Genomic DNA, 17,274 nt, shown 5'->3' with positions numbered 1-17,274 from the left:
AGGGCCTTGCACGAATGGACGTCGGGCACGGATCAAGGGCGCGGCTGCGTGCTCGCCCGCACCGTCAGCCGGGGCGGCAGCAGCGTGGCCTGCGGTACCGGCGCACCGCCCAGCTTCTTCATCAGCAGCTCCACCGATCCGGCGCCCACCTCGGCGGCCGGTATGGCGATGGAGGTGACGGGCACGCGGACGCGGCCGGCCAGTTCGTCCGGGCAGATCGCGGTGACCGACAGATCGCCGGGGACCCGTAGTCCGAGGGCTTCGAACGCGTCGATCAGCGGTTCCAGGACCGGCTCGTTGTGGACCACGACACCCGTCAGCGCGGGGCGTTCGCGCAGGAGCTGTTCGGCGACCTGCCGGGCCGCCGCGGGGTCGGCCTCGCACGGGTGGACCGAGGAGGAGAGGCCGTTGCGGTCGGCCGCGGCGGTGAAGCCCTGGACCACCCGCTGGGCGAACCCGGTCTCGCGCACGTACACCTCGGGCGGTGAGCCCACCAGGCCGATCACCCGGTGGCCGAGCCCCGCCAGATGCTCGACGCACAGTTCGCCCGCCGCCTTGAAGTCCAGGTCGATGCAGGTCAGCCCGGCGGGCTCGGCCGGGAAGCCGATGAGGACCGACGGCCGGTCCAGGCCGCGCAGCAACGGCAGGCGCGCGTCGTGGAGCTGGACGTCCATCACGATCAGCGCGTCCACGAGGGCGCTGTCCGCGACCCGCCGCAGCCCCTCCTCGCCCTCCTCCTGCGTGAGCAGCAGCACGTCGTGGTCGTGGCGGCGGGCGGCCGTCACCACGGACACCGCGAACTGCATCACCACCGGCACGTGGATGCCGGCCCGCAGCGGGACCACGAGCGCCAGCACGTTCGATCTGCTGCTCGCGAGGGCGCGGGCGCCCGCGTGCGGCCGGTAGCCCAGCTCGCGGATGCTGTCCTCGACGCGCTGCCGGGTCTCCTCGGAGATCGGCCGCTTGCCGCTCAGCGCGTACGAGACCGTGCTGGGGGAGACCCCCGCGTGCCGGGCCACATCGGTGATCTTCACCATGCTCAGCCCCGCTCCAGGTCCGGCGCGCTCCCGGAGGCCGGTTCAAGTTCCAGGGACAGGAACCCGGTCCCGGCCGCCGCCCGCGCGGTCCGGTCGCCCACCGCCAGCGCCCAGGGCGCCTTCGGGTCGCTCGACGAGGCCCGCAGGGTGTCGCCCTCCCGTACGACGGTGAAGGTCACCCCGTCCACGACCGCCGTGACCTGCGCGCCGCGCGCCGGAGCGTACGCGTGGAGGGTGACCCCGTCCGCGTACGGATAGTCGGGGCGGTCCTCGACGGAACCCACCGGGATCACCGCGCCCGGCCGGACGAGGAGCGGCACACTGGAGAAGCCGTGCGTCTCGCGCACCCAGCGCGGCCCGGTCACCGTCCGCCCGGTCAGGAAGTGCGTCCAGGTGCCCTCGGGCACGTAGTACGACACGTCACCGTCGTCGGAGAACACCGGCGCGACCAGCAGGTCGGAGCCGAGCATGTACTGCCGTTCCAGATGCGCGCACCCGGGATCGTCCGGGAATTCGAGCACCATCGCGCGCATCATCGGCACCCCCTGCGCGTGCGCGGTGCGGGCGGCCTCGTACAGGTACGGCATGAGGCGCAGCTTCAGGCGGGTGAACAGGCGCAGGACGTCCACGGACTCCTCGTCGAAGAGCCACGGCACGCGGTACGAGGAGCTGCCGTGCAGGCGGCTGTGCGAGGAGAGGAGCCCGAAGGCGAGCCAGCGCTTGAAGAGGGCGGGGGTCGGGGTGCCCTCGAAGCCGCCGATGTCGTGGCTCCAGTAGCCGAACCCGGAGAGGCCGAGGGAGAGTCCGCCGCGCAGCGACTCCGCCATCGACGCGTACGTGGCCTCGCAGTCGCCGCCCCAGTGCACCGGGAACTTCTGGCTGCCCGCGGTCGCCGAGCGGGCGAAGACGACCGCCTCGCCCTCCCCGCGGTGCTTGCGCAGCACGTCGAAGACGGTCCGGTTGTAGAGGTACGTGTAGTAGTTGTGCATCCGCTCGGGGTCGCCGCCGTCCGCGTACGCCACGTCGAGCGGGACCCGCTCCCCGAAGTCGGTCTTGAAGCAGTCGACGCCCTGCGCGAGCAGCGCCTCCAGCTTCGCCGCGTACCACTCGCGGGCGGCCGGGCTGGTGAAGTCGACGAGCGCCATGCCCGGCTGCCACAGGTCCCACTGCCAGACACTGCCGTCCGGCCGCCGCAGCAGATGCCCGAGCGCCTTGCCCTCGGCGAAGAGCGGGGAGCGCTGCGCGATGTACGGGTTGATCCACACGCTGATGTGCAGCCCGCGCTCCTTGAGGCGGGCCAGCATGCCCTGCGGGTCCGGGAAGACCCGGGGATCCCACTCGAAGTCGCACCAGTTGAACTCGCGCATCCAGAAGCAGTCGAAGTGGAAGACGGAGAGCGGGAGTTCACGCTCCCTCATGCCGTCGATGAAGGAGCTGACGGTGGCCTCGTCGTACGAGGTGGTGAAGGACGTCGACAGCCACAGCCCGAACGACCAGGCGGGCGGCAGGGCCGGGCGGCCGGTGAGGGCCGTGTACTTGCGGATGATGTCCTTCGGGGTGGGCCCGTAGATCACGTAGTACGTCAGCTGCTGGGTCTCGGCGCTGAACTGGACCCGTGACACCGCCTCCGAGCCGACCTCGAACGACACCCGGCCCGGATGGTCGACGAAGACGCCGTACCCCGCGTCCGTCAGATAGAACGGCACGTTCTTGTACGCCTGTTCGGTGGCCGTGCCCCCGTCGGCGTTCCACATGTCGACGACCTGGCCGTTCTTGACCAGCGGCCCGAACCGCTCGCCGAGCCCGAAGACGTGCGTGCCGACGCCGAGGTTCAGCTGCTCCCGCAGGTAGTGGCCGCCGCTGCCGGTGTCGCGCATGATGCCCATGCCCTTGGGGCCGCTGCTGGTGAGGGTGCGGCCGTCGGCGAGGAAGTCCACGTGCCAGGGGCCGGTGCGGCTCACGCGTACCGACAGGGCGCCCGCGGTGAGGGTCGCGGAGTCGTCGTCGTACTCGGCGTGCGCCTGGAACTCCTCCTTGCCGAGCCGGTTCAGTTCGAACCGCGGCCCCCGGGGCTCCTCGCCCTCGAAGTGGGTGAACGTGACGCCGATGACGTCGGGCATCGGGGCGTGCGCGCCGATGGTCACGACCGGTCCCTTCAGCAGATCGCCGCGGTGACGGATGGGCTGGGTCGGCGCGTGGATCTCCAGGGCCCCGGACCCGGCGCTCACATCGAGGACCTCGACCGGGTGGGCGGCCGTCACGCCCTCGCGCAGCAGCCAGTAGCCGTCGGTGAACTTCACGCGCACACCCCTTACTTGACGGCACCCACGGCGATGCCGCGGGTGAGCGTCCGCTGGAAGACGAGGAAGAAGACGATGGCGGGCAGGACGCCCAGAAGGGCGGCGGCGTTCGTCATCGTGGCGTCCATCAGGCGCTGGCCCTGGAGGACGCCGAGCGCCACCGACACGGTCTGGTTGTCGTTGGAGATCAGCATCACGAGAGGGAGCAGGAACTCGTTCCAGGTCCAGATGAAGAAGAAGACCAGGAGCACGCCGATGGTGGGCCGGCTGACGGGCACTACGATCTGCCAGAGCACCTGCCACTTGTTCGCGCCGTCGATCCGGGCGGCCTCGATGATCTCGCGCGGGAACTGACCGAGGACCGAGGCGAGCAGATACGTGCCGAACGCGGCCTGGATCACGGTGAAGACGATGATCACGCTCAGCCTGGTGTCGTACAGGCCGGCTTCCTTGCTCAGGTAGTAGACCGGGTAGACCAGGGCCTCCTGCGGCAGCATGTTCGCCAGCACGAAGAAGGCGAGGACCCAGGTGCGCCCTCTGATCCGCCCGATGCCGATCGCGTACGCGTTGAGGACGGAGAGAACGACGGCACCGAGGGCGACGGACCCGCTGATGATCACCGAGTTGACGAGCTTCTGTCCGAAGTCGACGCGTTCCCAGAAGTCCTTCAGCCCGTCGAGGTAGACGCCCTCGGGCAGGCTCAGCGGGCCGTTAGCCGAGTACTCGGCGGGCGACTTCACCGCGTTGAGGGTGACGATCAGGAACGGCAGGACCATGAACAGGGCCCCGATGATCAGGGCGAGGAGGACGGGGTAGCGGCGGAGGGCGGTCATGAGGCACCTACTCCTCGTTCGGTGCTGCTCATCGCACGACTCCCTGTTCGGCGTCCTCGGCACGGGTCTGGAGCTTCAGGCCGACCACGGCGAGCAGCAGGACGATCACGGTCAGGACGGTCGAGATCGCGGCGCCGTACCCGACCTGCGTCTTCTCGAAGAACGTGGTGAACGAGAAGTACGAGGGCACGTCGGTGGCCCCGCCGGGTCCGCCCTTGGTGAGCACGTACACCGCGCCGAACACCTTGAGCGCGGCGATCGTGCACCAGAGCAGCACGACATAGATCTCCGGCCTGATCTGCGGCAACGTGACGTGCCAGAACCGGCGCCACCAGCCGGCGCCGTCCAGTTCGGCGGCCTCGTACAGCTGCGGGTCGACACGCTGCAGGCCCGCCATGAAGATCACGAGCGGGAAGCCGAGCTGCACCCAGACCATCACGCCCATGACGCTGTACAGCGCGAGGTCGGGGTCGCCGAGCCAGTCCTGCTGGAGACTCCCGAGCCCGACCGCCTTCAGGAGTTCGTTCAGCGAGCCGTTCTCGGGCGCGAGGATCCAGCTCCACACGATGCCCGCCACCGCGATGGGCAGCACCTGCGGCAGATAGAAACAGGCCCGCAGCACGGCGGCCGTCCTGCTGCCGAAGTGCTTGCCGACGAAGTCGAACAGGGCGGCGGCCAGGACGAGCCCGAGGACGGTCGGGACGACCGCCATCGCGACGACCATGAACAGGCTGTGCCGGAACGACGCCCAGAACTCGGCGTCGTCCATCAGCTCACGGTAGTTGGCGAGCCCCGTCCACTTCGGGCTGCCGACGCCCTGCCACTCGGTGAAGCTCACGCCCGTGTTCATCAGGAACGGCACGACGACGATCACGAGGAAGGCGAGGGCGCCGGGAAGCAGGAAGAGGGCGTAGGAGTCGCGGGGCCGAGGGCTGTTCTTCCTGCTCTTCGCGTGGTGACGCGCTTCGACGACCGCGCCCTCGTGCCCGCCCCGCTCGTCGACGGTGAACGTCATGGGGCCTGTACGCCCTTGTCGTACGCCGCCTTCACCGCGTCCAGGTAGGCGTCCGGCTTCGCGCTCCCCGTGATCAGCTTCTGCGTCTCGGAGACGAGGACGTCGTAGAAACCGGGCGCCGGCCAGTCCGGGTAGAACGCCAGGCCGTCGCGCTCGGAGAGGGTGTTGAAGTTGGCGATGAGGCCCTTGGAGCGCGGGTCCGTGATGGCGGCGGGATCGGCGGCCACCGGGACGCCGCCCTTGTTGCCGAGCAGGTTCTGGATCTTCTTCGACATGGTGATGTCGATGAAGTCGTACGCCAGTTGCTTGTTCTTCGCGCCCTTGGGGACCACCCACAGGTTGCCGCCCGAGCCGAGGGTCAGATTCGAGTCCGGCCACAGGAACGTGCCCCAGTCGAACTTGTTCTCCGCGGCGAACCGGCCGAACCACCAGCTGCCGGAGAACAGGATCGGGCTCTTGCCCTGCATGAACGACAGCCCCGCGTCCTCGGCCTTCGCGCTGGTGGTCTTCTTGCTGATGTAGCCCTTCTTCACCCAGTCCGCGAAGGTCTCGGCCGCGTACGTCCAGGCGGCGTCGTGGAAGTCCGGCTTCCCCTTGTAGAGCTGGTACGAGTCCACCCAGGCGCGGTCGGCCTTCGACAGCGCGAGCTGGTAGAGGTACTGGTGGGCCACGTACTCGGCGCCCGCGTTGGCCAGCGGGGTGACGCCCTTGGCGACGAACGTGTCCATGGCGGCGGTCAGTTCGCCGAACGTCTTCGGCTCGGCGATGTCGTACTTCTTGAAGAGGTCCTTGTTGTAGAACACCATCGTGTACTCGGCGTAGTTGGGTATCCCGAACCACTTGCCCGAGCCCATCACGCCCTTGGCGTCGTACTGGCTGGTGGTGCGCACGCCCGCGCTGAGCTTCTTGTCCCAGCCGTGCTTCGTCACCTCCGCGGACAGGTCGGTGAGCAGGCCCTGCTGGGAGAGGTGGCCGGCCGTCGCGTTGCCCTTGTTGTACTCCATGAGGTCCGGCGCGTCATTGGAGTTGAGGACCATCGGGGCGGTCTTCTGGATCTGCTCGAAGCCCTTCTCCTCGAACTTCACCTTGACGCCGGGGTGGGTCTTCTCGAACTCCTTGATGGCCGCGTTCCAGGCGACCGCCATCGCGCTGTCCGGGCTCTCGTAGTGCCACAGCTTCAGGGTCTTCCCGTCGGAGGACCCGCTGTCCGAGTCACCGCAGGAGGCCAGCAGCAGGGTGGTGCTCACCACCGCGGCCGCCGCCGCCATCACACGCCTTCGTGCCGTCAACATCCTGTGCCTCCGGGGGAGTCGGACGGGTATCGGAGCATTGCGCTCCGCTTGTGCTCCGCTTGCGCGGCGCGCATCGAATCGATTCGACGCGAGCCGTCGAAGCGCTTCGACGGGGGAACGTATGTGGGGGCTCGGGGGGAGTCAATGGGGTGCGCGCGAATTGGGGCGGGCGTTCGGTGGGTCGACCGGGGGTTGTCGGGTGCGGGTCGGTGGGGGTCACCCGCGCAGTTCCCCGCGCCCCTTGAAGCGGCTGCGCCGCAGGGGTCGGTTCGTCCGGTGCGGGTCGGTGGGGGCTGGTCGCGCAGTTCCCCGCGCCCCTGAAAGCGGCTGCGCCGCTCCGGGGCCCCGTCAGGGGCGCGGGGAACGGCGCGGGTGACCCAAGTCGGCCGGTCACGTGGCGGACGGCCTGCTTTTAGGGGCGCGGGGAACGGCGCGAGCAACCTCCACCGGCCGGTCAGGTGGCATGCGGCCTGTTTTTAGGGGCGCGGGGAACTGCGCGACCAGCCTCCACCGGGCGGTCAGGTGGCATGCGGCCTGTTTTTAGGGCGCGGGGAACGGCGCGACCAGCCCCCACCGGGCGGTCAGGTGGCGGACGGCCGTCCTGTGCGGGCCGTCGCGAGCGCGATGAGCAGCGCCGTCGCCGCCGCCCCGACCGGCACCGCGTAACCCGTCGCAGCCGACCCGTGCTCCACCACGACCCCACCCACCGCGGCCCCGCACGCGATCCCGCCCAGCAGCCCCGTCACCGCCCACGTCATGCCCTCGTTCAGCCGCCCTTCCGGCGTCCGGTGCTGCAGCAGCGTCATCGCCGTGACCATCGTCGGCGCCGTCGCCATGCCCGCGATCAGCAGGGCGAGGCCGAGCGTGACGAGCCCGCCGCCCCCGAGCGTCGCGGCCAGCAGCGGCAGGGACATCAGCGGAGCCATCGCTCCGACACTGAGCAGGAACCGCCGTTCCACGGACCCGCCCGGCCGCAGTACCCCGTACAGCAGTCCCGCCGCGCACGATCCGGCCGCCTGCAGGGCGAGTACGACCCCGGCCGCCGCCCGGTGCCCCTGTGCGTCCGCGAACGCGATCGTCACCACCTCCATGGACCCGAACACGGCCCCCGTGGCGAGGAACCCGATCAGCAGCGGAGGGATTCCGGGCGCCCGGAGCGGGGACGTGGACCCGGCGCCGGTACGGCCCCGCGCGGGCGGTTCCGTCGAGCGCTGGGCGCTGAACACCAGCACGCCGGTCAGCAGCAGGACGACCGCGACGAGGGTGCCCGCCTCCGGGAACAGCGCCCCGCACAGCAGCGCGGCGAGCACGGGCCCGAACATGAAGCACAGCTCGTCCACGGCCTGTTCGAAGGAGTTCGCGGTGTGCAGCCGGACCGGGTCCCCTTCGAGGAGGTGGGCCCAGCGTGCCCGCGACATGCCTCCCGTGTTGGGTGTGGTCGCCGTGGCCGCGTACGCCGCGAACAGTGTCCAGTCCGGCGTCCCGAGGCGGACGCAGAGCAGCAGTGCGAGCGAGCCGAGCGCGGCGACCGCGGTGGCGGGAACGGCGACCCGGGCCTGCCCGTGCCGGTCGACGAGCCGCGCCGTCCAGGGCGCGACGACCGCCGTCGCCGCCAGCCCGGTCGCGGTGACGGCACCGGCGAGCGCGTACGAGCCCCGCGTTCCGGCGATCATGATCACGGCGCTCACGCTGAACATGCCCATGGGAAGCCGGGCGATCAGATTCCCGATCGTGAACGCCCGAGTACCAGGAATGGCGAAAAGTCGACGGTAGGGATTCCGGGAGGGCGACGGCGCAGACGTGGACGAGGGCGGTGAGGACGGGCGCGGCGGCATGGATCAACGGTCGCCCGCCCCTGCGCACGGGGTCCAACACCTGCTCCGTACCGATTCACGCACTCACGTTGTAAGTTCGCCCGATGCCCGCCCGTCCCCCGTACTCCGCCCACTCCGCGCACCGCTCCCACCTGGACCCCCGCCTGCTGCGCGCCTTCCTCGCCGTCGCCGAGGACCTGCACTTCACACGCGCGGCGGCCCGCCTGTACGTCGCCCAGCAGGCCCTCAGCCGCGACATCCGCCGCCTGGAACGGGAACTGGGCGCCGACCTCTTCGTACGCACCACCCGGCAGGTGACGCTCACCCCGGACGGCGAGCGGCTGCTGCCCCACGCGCGGCGGGCCCTGGAGGCGCAGGACGACCTGCTCGCGGCCTTCGGGCGGACGGGCCCGTACGGCGGGGCGGGCGCCGAGCGCCCCCTGCTCGTGGACGTGAACAGTCCGGGCCTCGTCTCCGGACGGATCCTGGACCTGGCCCGCGAACTGGCCCCCGACTGCGAACTGATGGCCCGCTTCGAGAGCGGCCTCACCGGCGCGGCGGCCGAGCTGCTGGCCGGCCGGCTCGACGCGTCCTTCGGCCGGTTCGCGGGCCTCGACCCGGCCGTGCGCGCCCGCCTGGAGCAGCAGCCCGTGCGGTACGAGCGGATGGCCGTCGTCCTGCCCGAGGGCCATCACCTGGCCGCGCTGGACGCCGTACCGCTCGACGCGCTGGCGGGGGAGCGGGTGTACGCGGGTGCCGGGAACCCCCGGACGCTTGAATGGACCGATCTGGCCCGTCAGCTTTTCGAGGGACGCGGGATCGAGGTGGCTCCGCCCGCGCCGCTCGCCGTCGGTACCGAGGAGTTCCGGAGGATCATGGCCAAGACACGAACCCCTGTTCTGGCCGTGGTGGACTTTCCGGCCATGCCGGGTTCAACGCTTCGACCCCTCGTCGACCCCGTCCCGTTGTCACCGGTGTCTTTGGTGTGGCGGAAGGGACTGGTGCATCGTGGAGTTGCGGCATTGAGGGCTGCTGCGGCACGGCTCGCGGCGGACGAGGGGTGGCTGGAGCGCCCTTCCGAGGGGTGGATTCCGGCCACAGATACACGCATCATGATGAGTCGGATCTGACACAGAACCCTCACTCATGGCTACGTGCGATACATTCGTGGCCCGGGTGCAGTGTGATAAAGGGGGCGCTCGGACCGGGTGGGGGTCCGGTTCCGGACGATGACGTGCGAGTATCCGGGTCGCACACGCCACCCCAGAACGATTCCCGTGGGGGGATGTACGTGCGCGTGAAAAGTTGGCCAGAAGACGCTCAACCGGGTCGGAATGATTCCGATCAGCCTGGTGCCGGCGGTGACAACCGCTCGGCCCGGGACGAGGCCGACCGGGCGCTTCGAAATGGTCCTGATCAGCCCTTCCGTAACGTTTCCGGCCATGCGGGCGGCACGGACGCGACCGAGGTCATAGGCGCTTCGGGGGTGTCCGGTACGTCCGGTGCGCCGGGCGCGTCCGACGGCTGGTTCCGCCGTGAGGCCGCCGCGGCGGTGCCGCGGCAGAGAGACGACGGCCAGGACACCGCCCGTTTCCCGGAGGGCCGGAACACCGACCGTTTCCCCGGCACCCAGGACACGGCCCGCTTCCCTGGAAGCGCGATGAGCGGCAACGGCAGCGCGATGAGCGGCAACGGCAGCGCGATGAGCGGCAGCGGAAGCGCGGTGGGCGGCAGTACCGCCGGTGCCGGGTACGACCCCGCCGCCGCGCAGGGCCCCGGTTCCGCCGTCGGCCACGACTCCTGGCAGGAGTCCGAGCACCCCGAGCACACCCATGACCCGCACGAGGTCACGGTCCAGCTCGACGGTGTGGGACGGCAGCTGGAGGACTGGCTCGTCCAGCAGGCCAAGGGTGCGCCCAGCACCCAGGAGGGCTCGGACGGCCCGGTCTTCGTCGACGAGACGGGCCGCCGCAGCCGCAGATACCGCCGGATAGGCATGGCGGTGGGCCTGGCCTGCGCGGTCTACGCGGTGGCCATCCTCATCACCCTCATATCCGGCAACTCGAACGCCCCCTGGCTCCCCATCAAGGACCAGCAGGGAGACTCACCGGCCGGCCAGGTCGAGCCCTCGGCGGCGCCCACCGAATCCGCCGATCCGTCCGGCTCCGCGAGCGCCTCGCCCGAGGCGAGCGTCTCCGGCACCGAAGGCACGACGCCGTCACCCGGCGCCAGCCTCTCGGCCGATGCCTCGGCCAGCGCGAAGGCGCCCGACACCTCGGCCGACCCCAAGCCCTCCGCCAGCACCACCAAGCCGGGCACGGGCAGCAACAACTCGCCCGACCCCGGGGCGGACCCCACCGACGAAGTCCCCGCGTCACCGGATCCCGAACCGGAACCGACCGACACCGGCGTCACGGACGGGCCCACCACCGAGGCCCCCGCCGGAAGCGGCACCAACGACGTTGCCGACGCCCCGCTCACGGCGGTGCCGACTCCCATCGAGCCGAGCCCCCCCACCCCGTCCTCCCCGGAGAACATCCTCTGATGGCACGCCGCACCAGCAAGCGCGGCGCAGGCCGGGGCGCCGTCCGGCGCCGACGCCTGCCCATGCGCTACCTGTTGCCCTCGCTCATCCTCATCGCCCTCATGGCGATGCTGATGCTGCGCGGGTACGTACACAGCGAGATACTCGCGGACCACCGCATCCAGCCCGAGGCCGCCACCGACCGCGTACCGGAGAAGATCCTGGACGGCGGTCCCGTCATCGACACCCGAGGCGGCCGCACCAGCAGCCTCAGCGTGCCGAAGCACCATCTCGTCCTCACCTTCGACGACGGCCCGGACCCCGAGTGGACCCCCAAGGTCCTCGACGTCCTCAAGAAGCACAACGCGCACGCGGTGTTCTTCGTCACCGGCACGATGGCCTCGCGCTACCCGGCGCTCGTCCAGCGCATGGTCGACGAGGGCCACGAGATCGGGCTGCACACCTTCAACCACCCCGACCTCTCCTACCAGTCGAAGAGCCGTATCGACTGGGAACTGTCCCAGAACCAGCTGGCGCTCGCGGGCGCGGCCGGCATCCGTACGTCGCTCTTCCGGCCGCCGTACTCCTCGTTCGCCGACGCCATGGACGACAAGTCGTGGCCGGTCACCGAGTACATCGGCAGCCGCGGCTACCTCACCGTCGTCAACAACACCGACAGCGAGGACTGGAAGAAGCCCGGCGTCGAGACGATCATCCGCAACGCCACCCCCAAGGGCGGCAAGGGCGCCATCGTCCTCATGCACGACTCCGGCGGCGACCGCCACCAGACCGTGCAGGCACTCGACCGCTTCCTGCCCGAGATGCAGAAGGAGGGGTACGAGTTCGACAACCTGACCGGAGCGCTCGGTGCCCCCAGCGCCCACACCCAGGTCACCGGACTCGACCTGTGGAAGGGCAAGGCCTGGACCTGGGCGGTGCAGTTCTCCGAGAAGAGCACCGACGTCCTCGTCGTCTGTCTCGCGGTCATCGGCACGCTGGTCATCACCCGTTTCGGCCTGATGCTCGTCCTCTCGATCGCCCACGCCCGCCGCGTACGCCGGAAGAACTTCCGCTGGGGACCGCCGGTCACCGAACCGGTCTCGGTGCTGGTGCCGGCGTACAACGAGGCCAAGTGCATCGAGGCCACCGTGCGTTCGCTGGTGGCGAGCGAACAGCCCATCGAGGTCGTCGTCATCGACGACGGTTCGAGCGACGGCACCGCCCGCATCGTGGAGGACCTGCGGCTGCCGGACGTACGCGTCGTGCGCCAGCTCAACGCGGGCAAGCCCGCCGCCCTCAACCGGGGCATAGCCAACGCCAAGCACGACCTCATCGTGATGATGGACGGCGACACCGTCTTCGAGCCCGCCACCGTGCGCGAACTGGTGCAGCCCTTCGGCGACCCGAGCGTGGGCGCCGTCGCGGGCAACGCCAAGGTCGGCAACCGCGACTCGCTGATCGGCGCCTGGCAGCACATCGAGTACGTGATGGGCTTCAACCTGGACCGCCGCATGTACGACATGCTGCGCTGCATGCCGACGATCCCCGGAGCCGTCGGAGCCTTCCGCCGCTCGGCCCTGGAACGCGTCGGCGGCATGAGCGAGGACACCCTCGCCGAGGACACCGACATCACGATGGCCATGCACCGCGACGGCTGGCGCGTCGTCTACGCGGAGAACGCCCGCGCGTGGACCGAGGCCCCCGAGTCCGTCCAGCAGCTGTGGTCCCAGCGCTACCGCTGGTCGTACGGCACCATGCAGGCGATCTGGAAGCACCGCAAGGCGCTCGTCGAACGGGGCCCCTCGGGCCGCTTCGGCCGCGTCGGCCTGCCCCTGATCTCCTTCTTCATGGTCCTGGCCCCGCTCCTGGCCCCCCTGATCGACGTGTTCCTGCTGTACGGGATCGTGTTCGGCCCCACCGAGAAGACGATCGGCGCCTGGCTGGGCGTCCTCGCCATCCAGGCGATCTGCGCCGCGTACGCCTTCCGGCTCGACAAGGAACGCATGACCCACCTCATCTCGCTGCCCCTGCAGCAGATCCTCTACCGGCAGCTCATGTACGTCGTCCTGCTCCAGTCCTGGATCACCGCCCTCACCGGCGGTCGGCTGCGCTGGCAGAAACTGCGCCGCACCGGCGTGGTCGGCTCGGCCCCCGGAGCGGCGGGCGCCCCCGCCCCCATGCCCCGCCAGCGAGCGGAGAGCGGCAGCGGAAACGATCGGAGGCCTGTGGGATGACGCATGGCCAGAACACCGACCCGGGCGGCCACCCGGAGGAGCCGCGGTACGACGCGGGCTGGGTGATGTCCCCGTTCGACACGACGGACACGTCTTCTGCGTCCGACGCATCCAGCTCATTTAACGCATCCATCGGGTCCGACGGGTCGGGCGGGTTCGGCACGCGGGTTCCGGCGGAGAATCCGGGGTCCCCGTTCGAGGCCCCGTCCGCGTCCGCCGCGTCCCGGGCACCGTCCGTCCCCGCCCCCACCACTCCCGCCACTCCCTCGGCTTCTTCGCCTTCTTCGGCTTCTTCCGCGCCGAAGAAGGCGAGCGGCCGTGACCGCTACCTGGACCTGCTGCGCACGCTGGCGCTGATCCGCGTGGTCATGTACCACCTGTTCGGCTGGGCCTGGCTGACGGTCCTCTTCCCGTCCATGGGCGTGATGTTCGCGCTCGCCGGTTCCCTGATGGCGCGCTCGCTGAAGCGCCCGGCCCTGGGCGTGATCCGCGGCCGTATCCGGCGGCTCCTGCCACCCCTGTGGATCTTCAGCGCCGTCATGCTCGCCATGATGTTCGCCGCGGGCTGGAACATCTCCGAGGACCCCGACAACGGCGGCACCTGGGGGATGATCGAGCTCTTCAACTACATCGTCCCGATCGGCGCCCCGCCGTTCCCCTGGAGCATCGGCGACAAGTCGGGCCTCCTGGAGCAGACCTGGGCGGTCCAGTCGGCGGGCGTGCTCTGGTACCTGCGGGCGTACCTCTGGTTCGTACTCGCGTCGCCGCTGCTCCTGTGGGCGTTCCGCAGGGCCCCGTGGCCGACGCTGCTGGCCCCGCTCGGGCTGACGGCCGTGGTCGGCACGGGCATCGTCAACATCCCCGGTGAAACGGGCAACGCGGTCTCGGACTTCGCGGTCTACGGCGGCTGCTGGGTCCTCGGGTTCGCCCACTACGAGGGCATGCTGCAGCAGATCCCGCGCTATGTGGCGGTGTCCTGCTCGACCCTGCTGATGGCGTTCGGCCTGTGGTGGGCGTCGGGCCATCTGGGCCCCGACGGCTGGGACCTGAACGACATCCCGCTGGCGCAGGCCACCTGGTCCTTCGGGTTCGTGGTCATCCTGCTCCAGTACTCCCCGTCCTGGCAGGACCTCCCCGGCCGCCTCAAGCGCTGGGACAAACTGGTCACCCTCTCCAACAGCCGTGCCATGACGATCTACCTGTGGCACAACCTCCTGATCATGGCGACGGTCCCGATCATCGACCAGCTCTACGACCTTCCCTTCATGAACGACGGGATGGTGAGCCTGCTGGACACCACGTACGCGCTGTGGATGTTCGTCCTGGTCTGGCCCCTGATAGGCCTCGCGATCGTGTGCGTCGGCTGGATCGAGGACCTGGCGGCGAAACGGAGCCCGCGCCTGTGGCCGACAGGCACGAAGAAACCACCCCCACGCCCAGGCGCGGGCCCGCCGTCCCACTCCCACTCCCGCCCTCGCTCCCGGGCGCGGGCGCGCTAGGGACAGCCGGACGGACGGGCACACTTCCGGCGATGTTTGCGCGGGCCAAGCTCTCTGCTTGGCCCGCGCTTCGCTGTGGGCTCTCCCCTCGGTAGCGTGGCTGCGCTCATGACCCCCTCGCCCCACCGGGAGCCGTCCGTGAACCGCCGTCCCACTCTGCTCGCAGCGATCACGCTGACCGCCGCTGCGGCCTTGACGCTGTCCGCCTGCGGCGGCGACAGCTCCGAGGGCAAGGCCGACGCCAAGGCCGACGACAAGACCGCGGGCGCCGACACCGGCAAGAAGAAGTCCGCTTCGCCTGGCGCGTCCGCTTCGACTGCCGCGGGGCGCCCGAAGATCGAGCTGCCGTCTGATCTGACGTACACCTTCGAGTGGAAGAAGACCGGGGACAAGGAGAAGGACGCGGTCCTGGCAGACAGGGAGCAGTCCATCAAGGCGGTGGACCTGGCCATCGCCCATCAGGACCCGCTGGACAAGGCGTACCTCTACTTCTACGAGGGTGAGGCCGCTGCCCAGACGCAGCAGTACATCGAGGCGTACGTGAAGGCCAAGGCGCGGACCACCGGCGCGTACCGCTACTACGGCGAGGCCGTCAACGTGAGTGACGCCGACAGTGCCTCGCTCGTGTACTGCGAGGACCAGAGCAAGGGGTACGACATGTACCTGAAGCCGAAAAAGATCAACAAGACGGCTGTGACCAAGAACAGTTACGTGCTCTACAGCGCCCGGCTGAGCAAGAGCGAAGAGGGTGCCTGGGTGGTCGAAAAGCTTGCCTCCCAGAGGGGAAGCGCGAAGTGTCGGCCCTGAACGAGCGTCACCGGCCCGGCGCGTTTCCCCACCCGTCCGACCCGCGCAACCCGGTCGTCTCAGTTTCGCCACGAGCTTCGCTTTGCTGGAGTTCGCACTGGTGTCGCCTCCCGTGCCCTCGGTAGCGTGGCGCCCTCAAGCCGCCTTCGCCTCACGGGAGACATCTGTGAACCGCCGTCCCACTCTGCTCGCAGCGATCACGCTGACCGCCGCTGCGGCCTTGACGCTGTCCGCCTGCGGTGGCGACAGCGACTCCAAGGACAAGCCCAACGACAAGATCGCGGGCGCCGACACCGGCAAGGAGGCGTCGAAGACTCCAGGCGCTTCCGCTTCGCCGGCGACCGACCGGCCGACGGTCAAGCTGCCGTCGGACGTCATCGACAAGTACGAGGACTGGAAGACCGGCGACGATGCGAAGGACGCCGTCCTGACCGACACCGCGGGTCGCATCGACGCCACGAACGACGCCATCGTCAGAGGCGACGCGAGTGCTCCGGGACTTCCTTTCTACTACCGGGACAAGGCATTGACCGGTGCGGTGGAGTGGGTGCAGGAGTACCAGGACGCCAATCTGTCGTTCACCGGTACCACTCGCTACTTCGACCCGAAGGTCACCCTGCGCGGCAGCACTTCGGCGGCGGTCGTCTACTGCGCGGACGAGAGTAAAGGCTTCAACAAGAACCGCAAGACCGGCAAGGTCGACCGGACGCCGTCGGACGAAAGCCCGTACGTGCTGTACAACACACGCCTGGAGAAGAGCGAGAAGGGTGTGTGGCAGGCCACTGTTCTGATCTCGAAGCGGGGGGACAAAACGTGCGCTGGATGAGAGGGATGGGCCACATACTGGCCCTGAGCGCGGCTACGGCCGTCGCGGTTTCCGTATTGCCGGGTACCGCTGTGGCATACGGACCGGGTGACGGTCAGGGAAGCGACAACACGCAGGCTTCCGGCAACAGCGACGGCAAAGGAACGGTCTCCTCCACGGCGGGCGCTGTGGTGTTCGACCGTTCCAAGAACGGTTCCGGGAAGTCGGCCGGACCGGTGACGTCCAGTGCCTCGAACTGGACTCCGCCCGCCTGCTATTACGCCCCGAGGTACACCCCGGAGCAGCTTCAGGAGTATCTGGAGCCGATTTGGGAGGCGGGGTCGACGGGGTACGAGTGGGATGCCAAGCAGCGCGAGAAGTATGTCAACGGCGGTGAGTACAAGGACTTCAACAAGGAGAAAACCGGCAAGGGTTACTTCTGGGATTCCTATGTAACCGAGGGTAGGGAAGGCGACCCCGGGGCTCTGGACTGCACGAAGGACATCTTCTGGGTGGACAACGGCGCTCCCCCTCCGCCGGACATCCCGCAGGCGATCACTCCTGAAATGCTGGCGCAACTGGCGTACGCCGAGATCCGCGTGCCCTCGACCAAGGTCGAGCTGGCTCCGGAGGGCACCACGAAGGTGAACCTGCCGACCTGGGCATGGCTGGACGCGGCGGACTTCAAGCCTGTCTCCGTCACGGCATCCGTCCCGCTCCTGAACGTTCAGGCGACGACCACGGCCGAACCGCTGTCGCTGAAGATCGAGCCGGGTACGGCCGACGCGACGACGTATCCCGCCTCGGGTGTGTGCGAACTGAACGGCAAACAGATCGGCGAGGCTTACGCCAAGGGCAAGGCGAACGAGACCCCGCCGTGCGGCGTGAAGTACCTGCGCTCGTCGGGCGACGGCTCGTACCAGCTGCAGGCCACGATCACCTGGCGGATCCACTGGACCGGCACGGGCGTGGCCGGTGAACAGCCTCTCCCGAACGGCGAGTTCGGCGCTGGCCAGGACGTGATCGTCCAGGAGATCCAGTCGATCAACCGCTGACCCGGAGCGGCCTGCACGACGTCACCGACGACGTGCAGGCCGTTCTGTTGTTCTGATAT

The 17,274-nt window shown here is 69.5% G+C and carries 13 protein-coding genes; 7 read left to right on the top strand and 6 right to left on the bottom strand.

From position 1 onward, the window contains the following. Positions 1-32: 32 nt before the first annotated feature. The 6 genes from ACFVH5_RS18540 to ACFVH5_RS18515 form a co-directional block, all read right to left on the bottom strand. On the bottom strand, positions 33-1,037 hold the full coding sequence (locus ACFVH5_RS18540; protein WP_385834743.1) for a LacI family DNA-binding transcriptional regulator: 1,005 nt from the start codon (positions 1,035-1,037) through the stop codon (positions 33-35). 2 nt (positions 1,038-1,039) lie between these two features. Beyond that, entirely contained in the window at positions 1,040-3,337 is a 2,298-nt protein-coding gene (yicI, locus tag ACFVH5_RS18535) for an alpha-xylosidase (RefSeq protein WP_385834742.1), read from the bottom strand. A gap of 11 nt (positions 3,338-3,348) precedes the next feature. Then, positions 3,349-4,170, bottom strand: a complete 822-nt coding sequence (locus ACFVH5_RS18530) for a carbohydrate ABC transporter permease (protein ID WP_385834741.1) — start codon at positions 4,168-4,170, stop codon at positions 3,349-3,351. A 28-nt stretch (positions 4,171-4,198) separates the two neighbouring features. Next, complete coding sequence (locus ACFVH5_RS18525; RefSeq protein WP_385834740.1) at positions 4,199-5,185, bottom strand: carbohydrate ABC transporter permease; 987 nt, start codon at positions 5,183-5,185, stop codon at positions 4,199-4,201. Beyond that, on the bottom strand, positions 5,182-6,477 hold the full coding sequence (locus tag ACFVH5_RS18520; protein ID WP_385834739.1) for an ABC transporter substrate-binding protein: 1,296 nt from the start codon (positions 6,475-6,477) through the stop codon (positions 5,182-5,184). The genes ACFVH5_RS18525 and ACFVH5_RS18520 overlap by 4 nt, the downstream gene beginning before the upstream one ends. Positions 6,478-7,058: 581 nt before the next feature. Next, complete coding sequence (locus tag ACFVH5_RS18515; protein ID WP_385834738.1) at positions 7,059-8,174, bottom strand: MFS transporter; 1,116 nt, start codon at positions 8,172-8,174, stop codon at positions 7,059-7,061. A 221-nt stretch (positions 8,175-8,395) separates the two neighbouring features. Between ACFVH5_RS18515 and ACFVH5_RS18510 the strand changes: the two genes are divergently transcribed. The 7 genes from ACFVH5_RS18510 (at position 8,396) to ACFVH5_RS18480 (ending at position 17,215) form a co-directional block, all read left to right on the top strand. Next, on the top strand, positions 8,396-9,421 hold the full coding sequence (locus tag ACFVH5_RS18510; RefSeq protein WP_385834737.1) for a LysR family transcriptional regulator: 1,026 nt from the start codon (positions 8,396-8,398) through the stop codon (positions 9,419-9,421). 356 nt (positions 9,422-9,777) lie between these two features. Then, positions 9,778-10,836, top strand: coding sequence for a hypothetical protein (locus ACFVH5_RS18505; RefSeq protein WP_385834736.1), 1,059 nt, complete (start codon positions 9,778-9,780; stop codon positions 10,834-10,836). Further along, positions 10,836-13,049 (top strand): glycosyltransferase, encoded by a 2,214-nt coding sequence (locus ACFVH5_RS18500; RefSeq protein WP_384805281.1) that lies wholly within the window; start codon positions 10,836-10,838, stop codon positions 13,047-13,049. Before ACFVH5_RS18505 ends, ACFVH5_RS18500 begins: the two co-directional genes overlap by 1 nt. Then, positions 13,046-14,548 (top strand): acyltransferase, encoded by a 1,503-nt coding sequence (locus ACFVH5_RS18495; protein ID WP_385834735.1) that lies wholly within the window; start codon positions 13,046-13,048, stop codon positions 14,546-14,548. Before ACFVH5_RS18500 ends, ACFVH5_RS18495 begins: the two co-directional genes overlap by 4 nt. Positions 14,549-14,656: 108 nt before the next feature. Further along, positions 14,657-15,355, top strand: a complete 699-nt coding sequence (locus tag ACFVH5_RS18490; RefSeq protein ID WP_385834734.1) for a hypothetical protein — start codon at positions 14,657-14,659, stop codon at positions 15,353-15,355. Between the two features lie 166 nt (positions 15,356-15,521). Next, positions 15,522-16,181, top strand: a complete 660-nt coding sequence (locus ACFVH5_RS18485; RefSeq protein WP_385834732.1) for a hypothetical protein — start codon at positions 15,522-15,524, stop codon at positions 16,179-16,181. Beyond that, a complete protein-coding gene (locus ACFVH5_RS18480; protein WP_385834762.1) occupies positions 16,178-17,215 on the top strand; it encodes a hypothetical protein in 1,038 nt (345 codons plus the stop codon). Before ACFVH5_RS18485 ends, ACFVH5_RS18480 begins: the two co-directional genes overlap by 4 nt. The last annotated feature ends 59 nt before the right edge of the window (positions 17,216-17,274 follow it).

The sequence above is a fragment of the Streptomyces sp. NPDC127119 genome (assembly GCF_042677425.1).
In the GTDB taxonomy this organism is placed as follows: Bacteria; Actinomycetota; Actinomycetes; order Streptomycetales; family Streptomycetaceae; genus Streptomyces.
The sequence above is the reverse complement of the archived record's forward strand: the minus strand, read 5'-3'. Positions and strand labels throughout refer to the sequence as shown.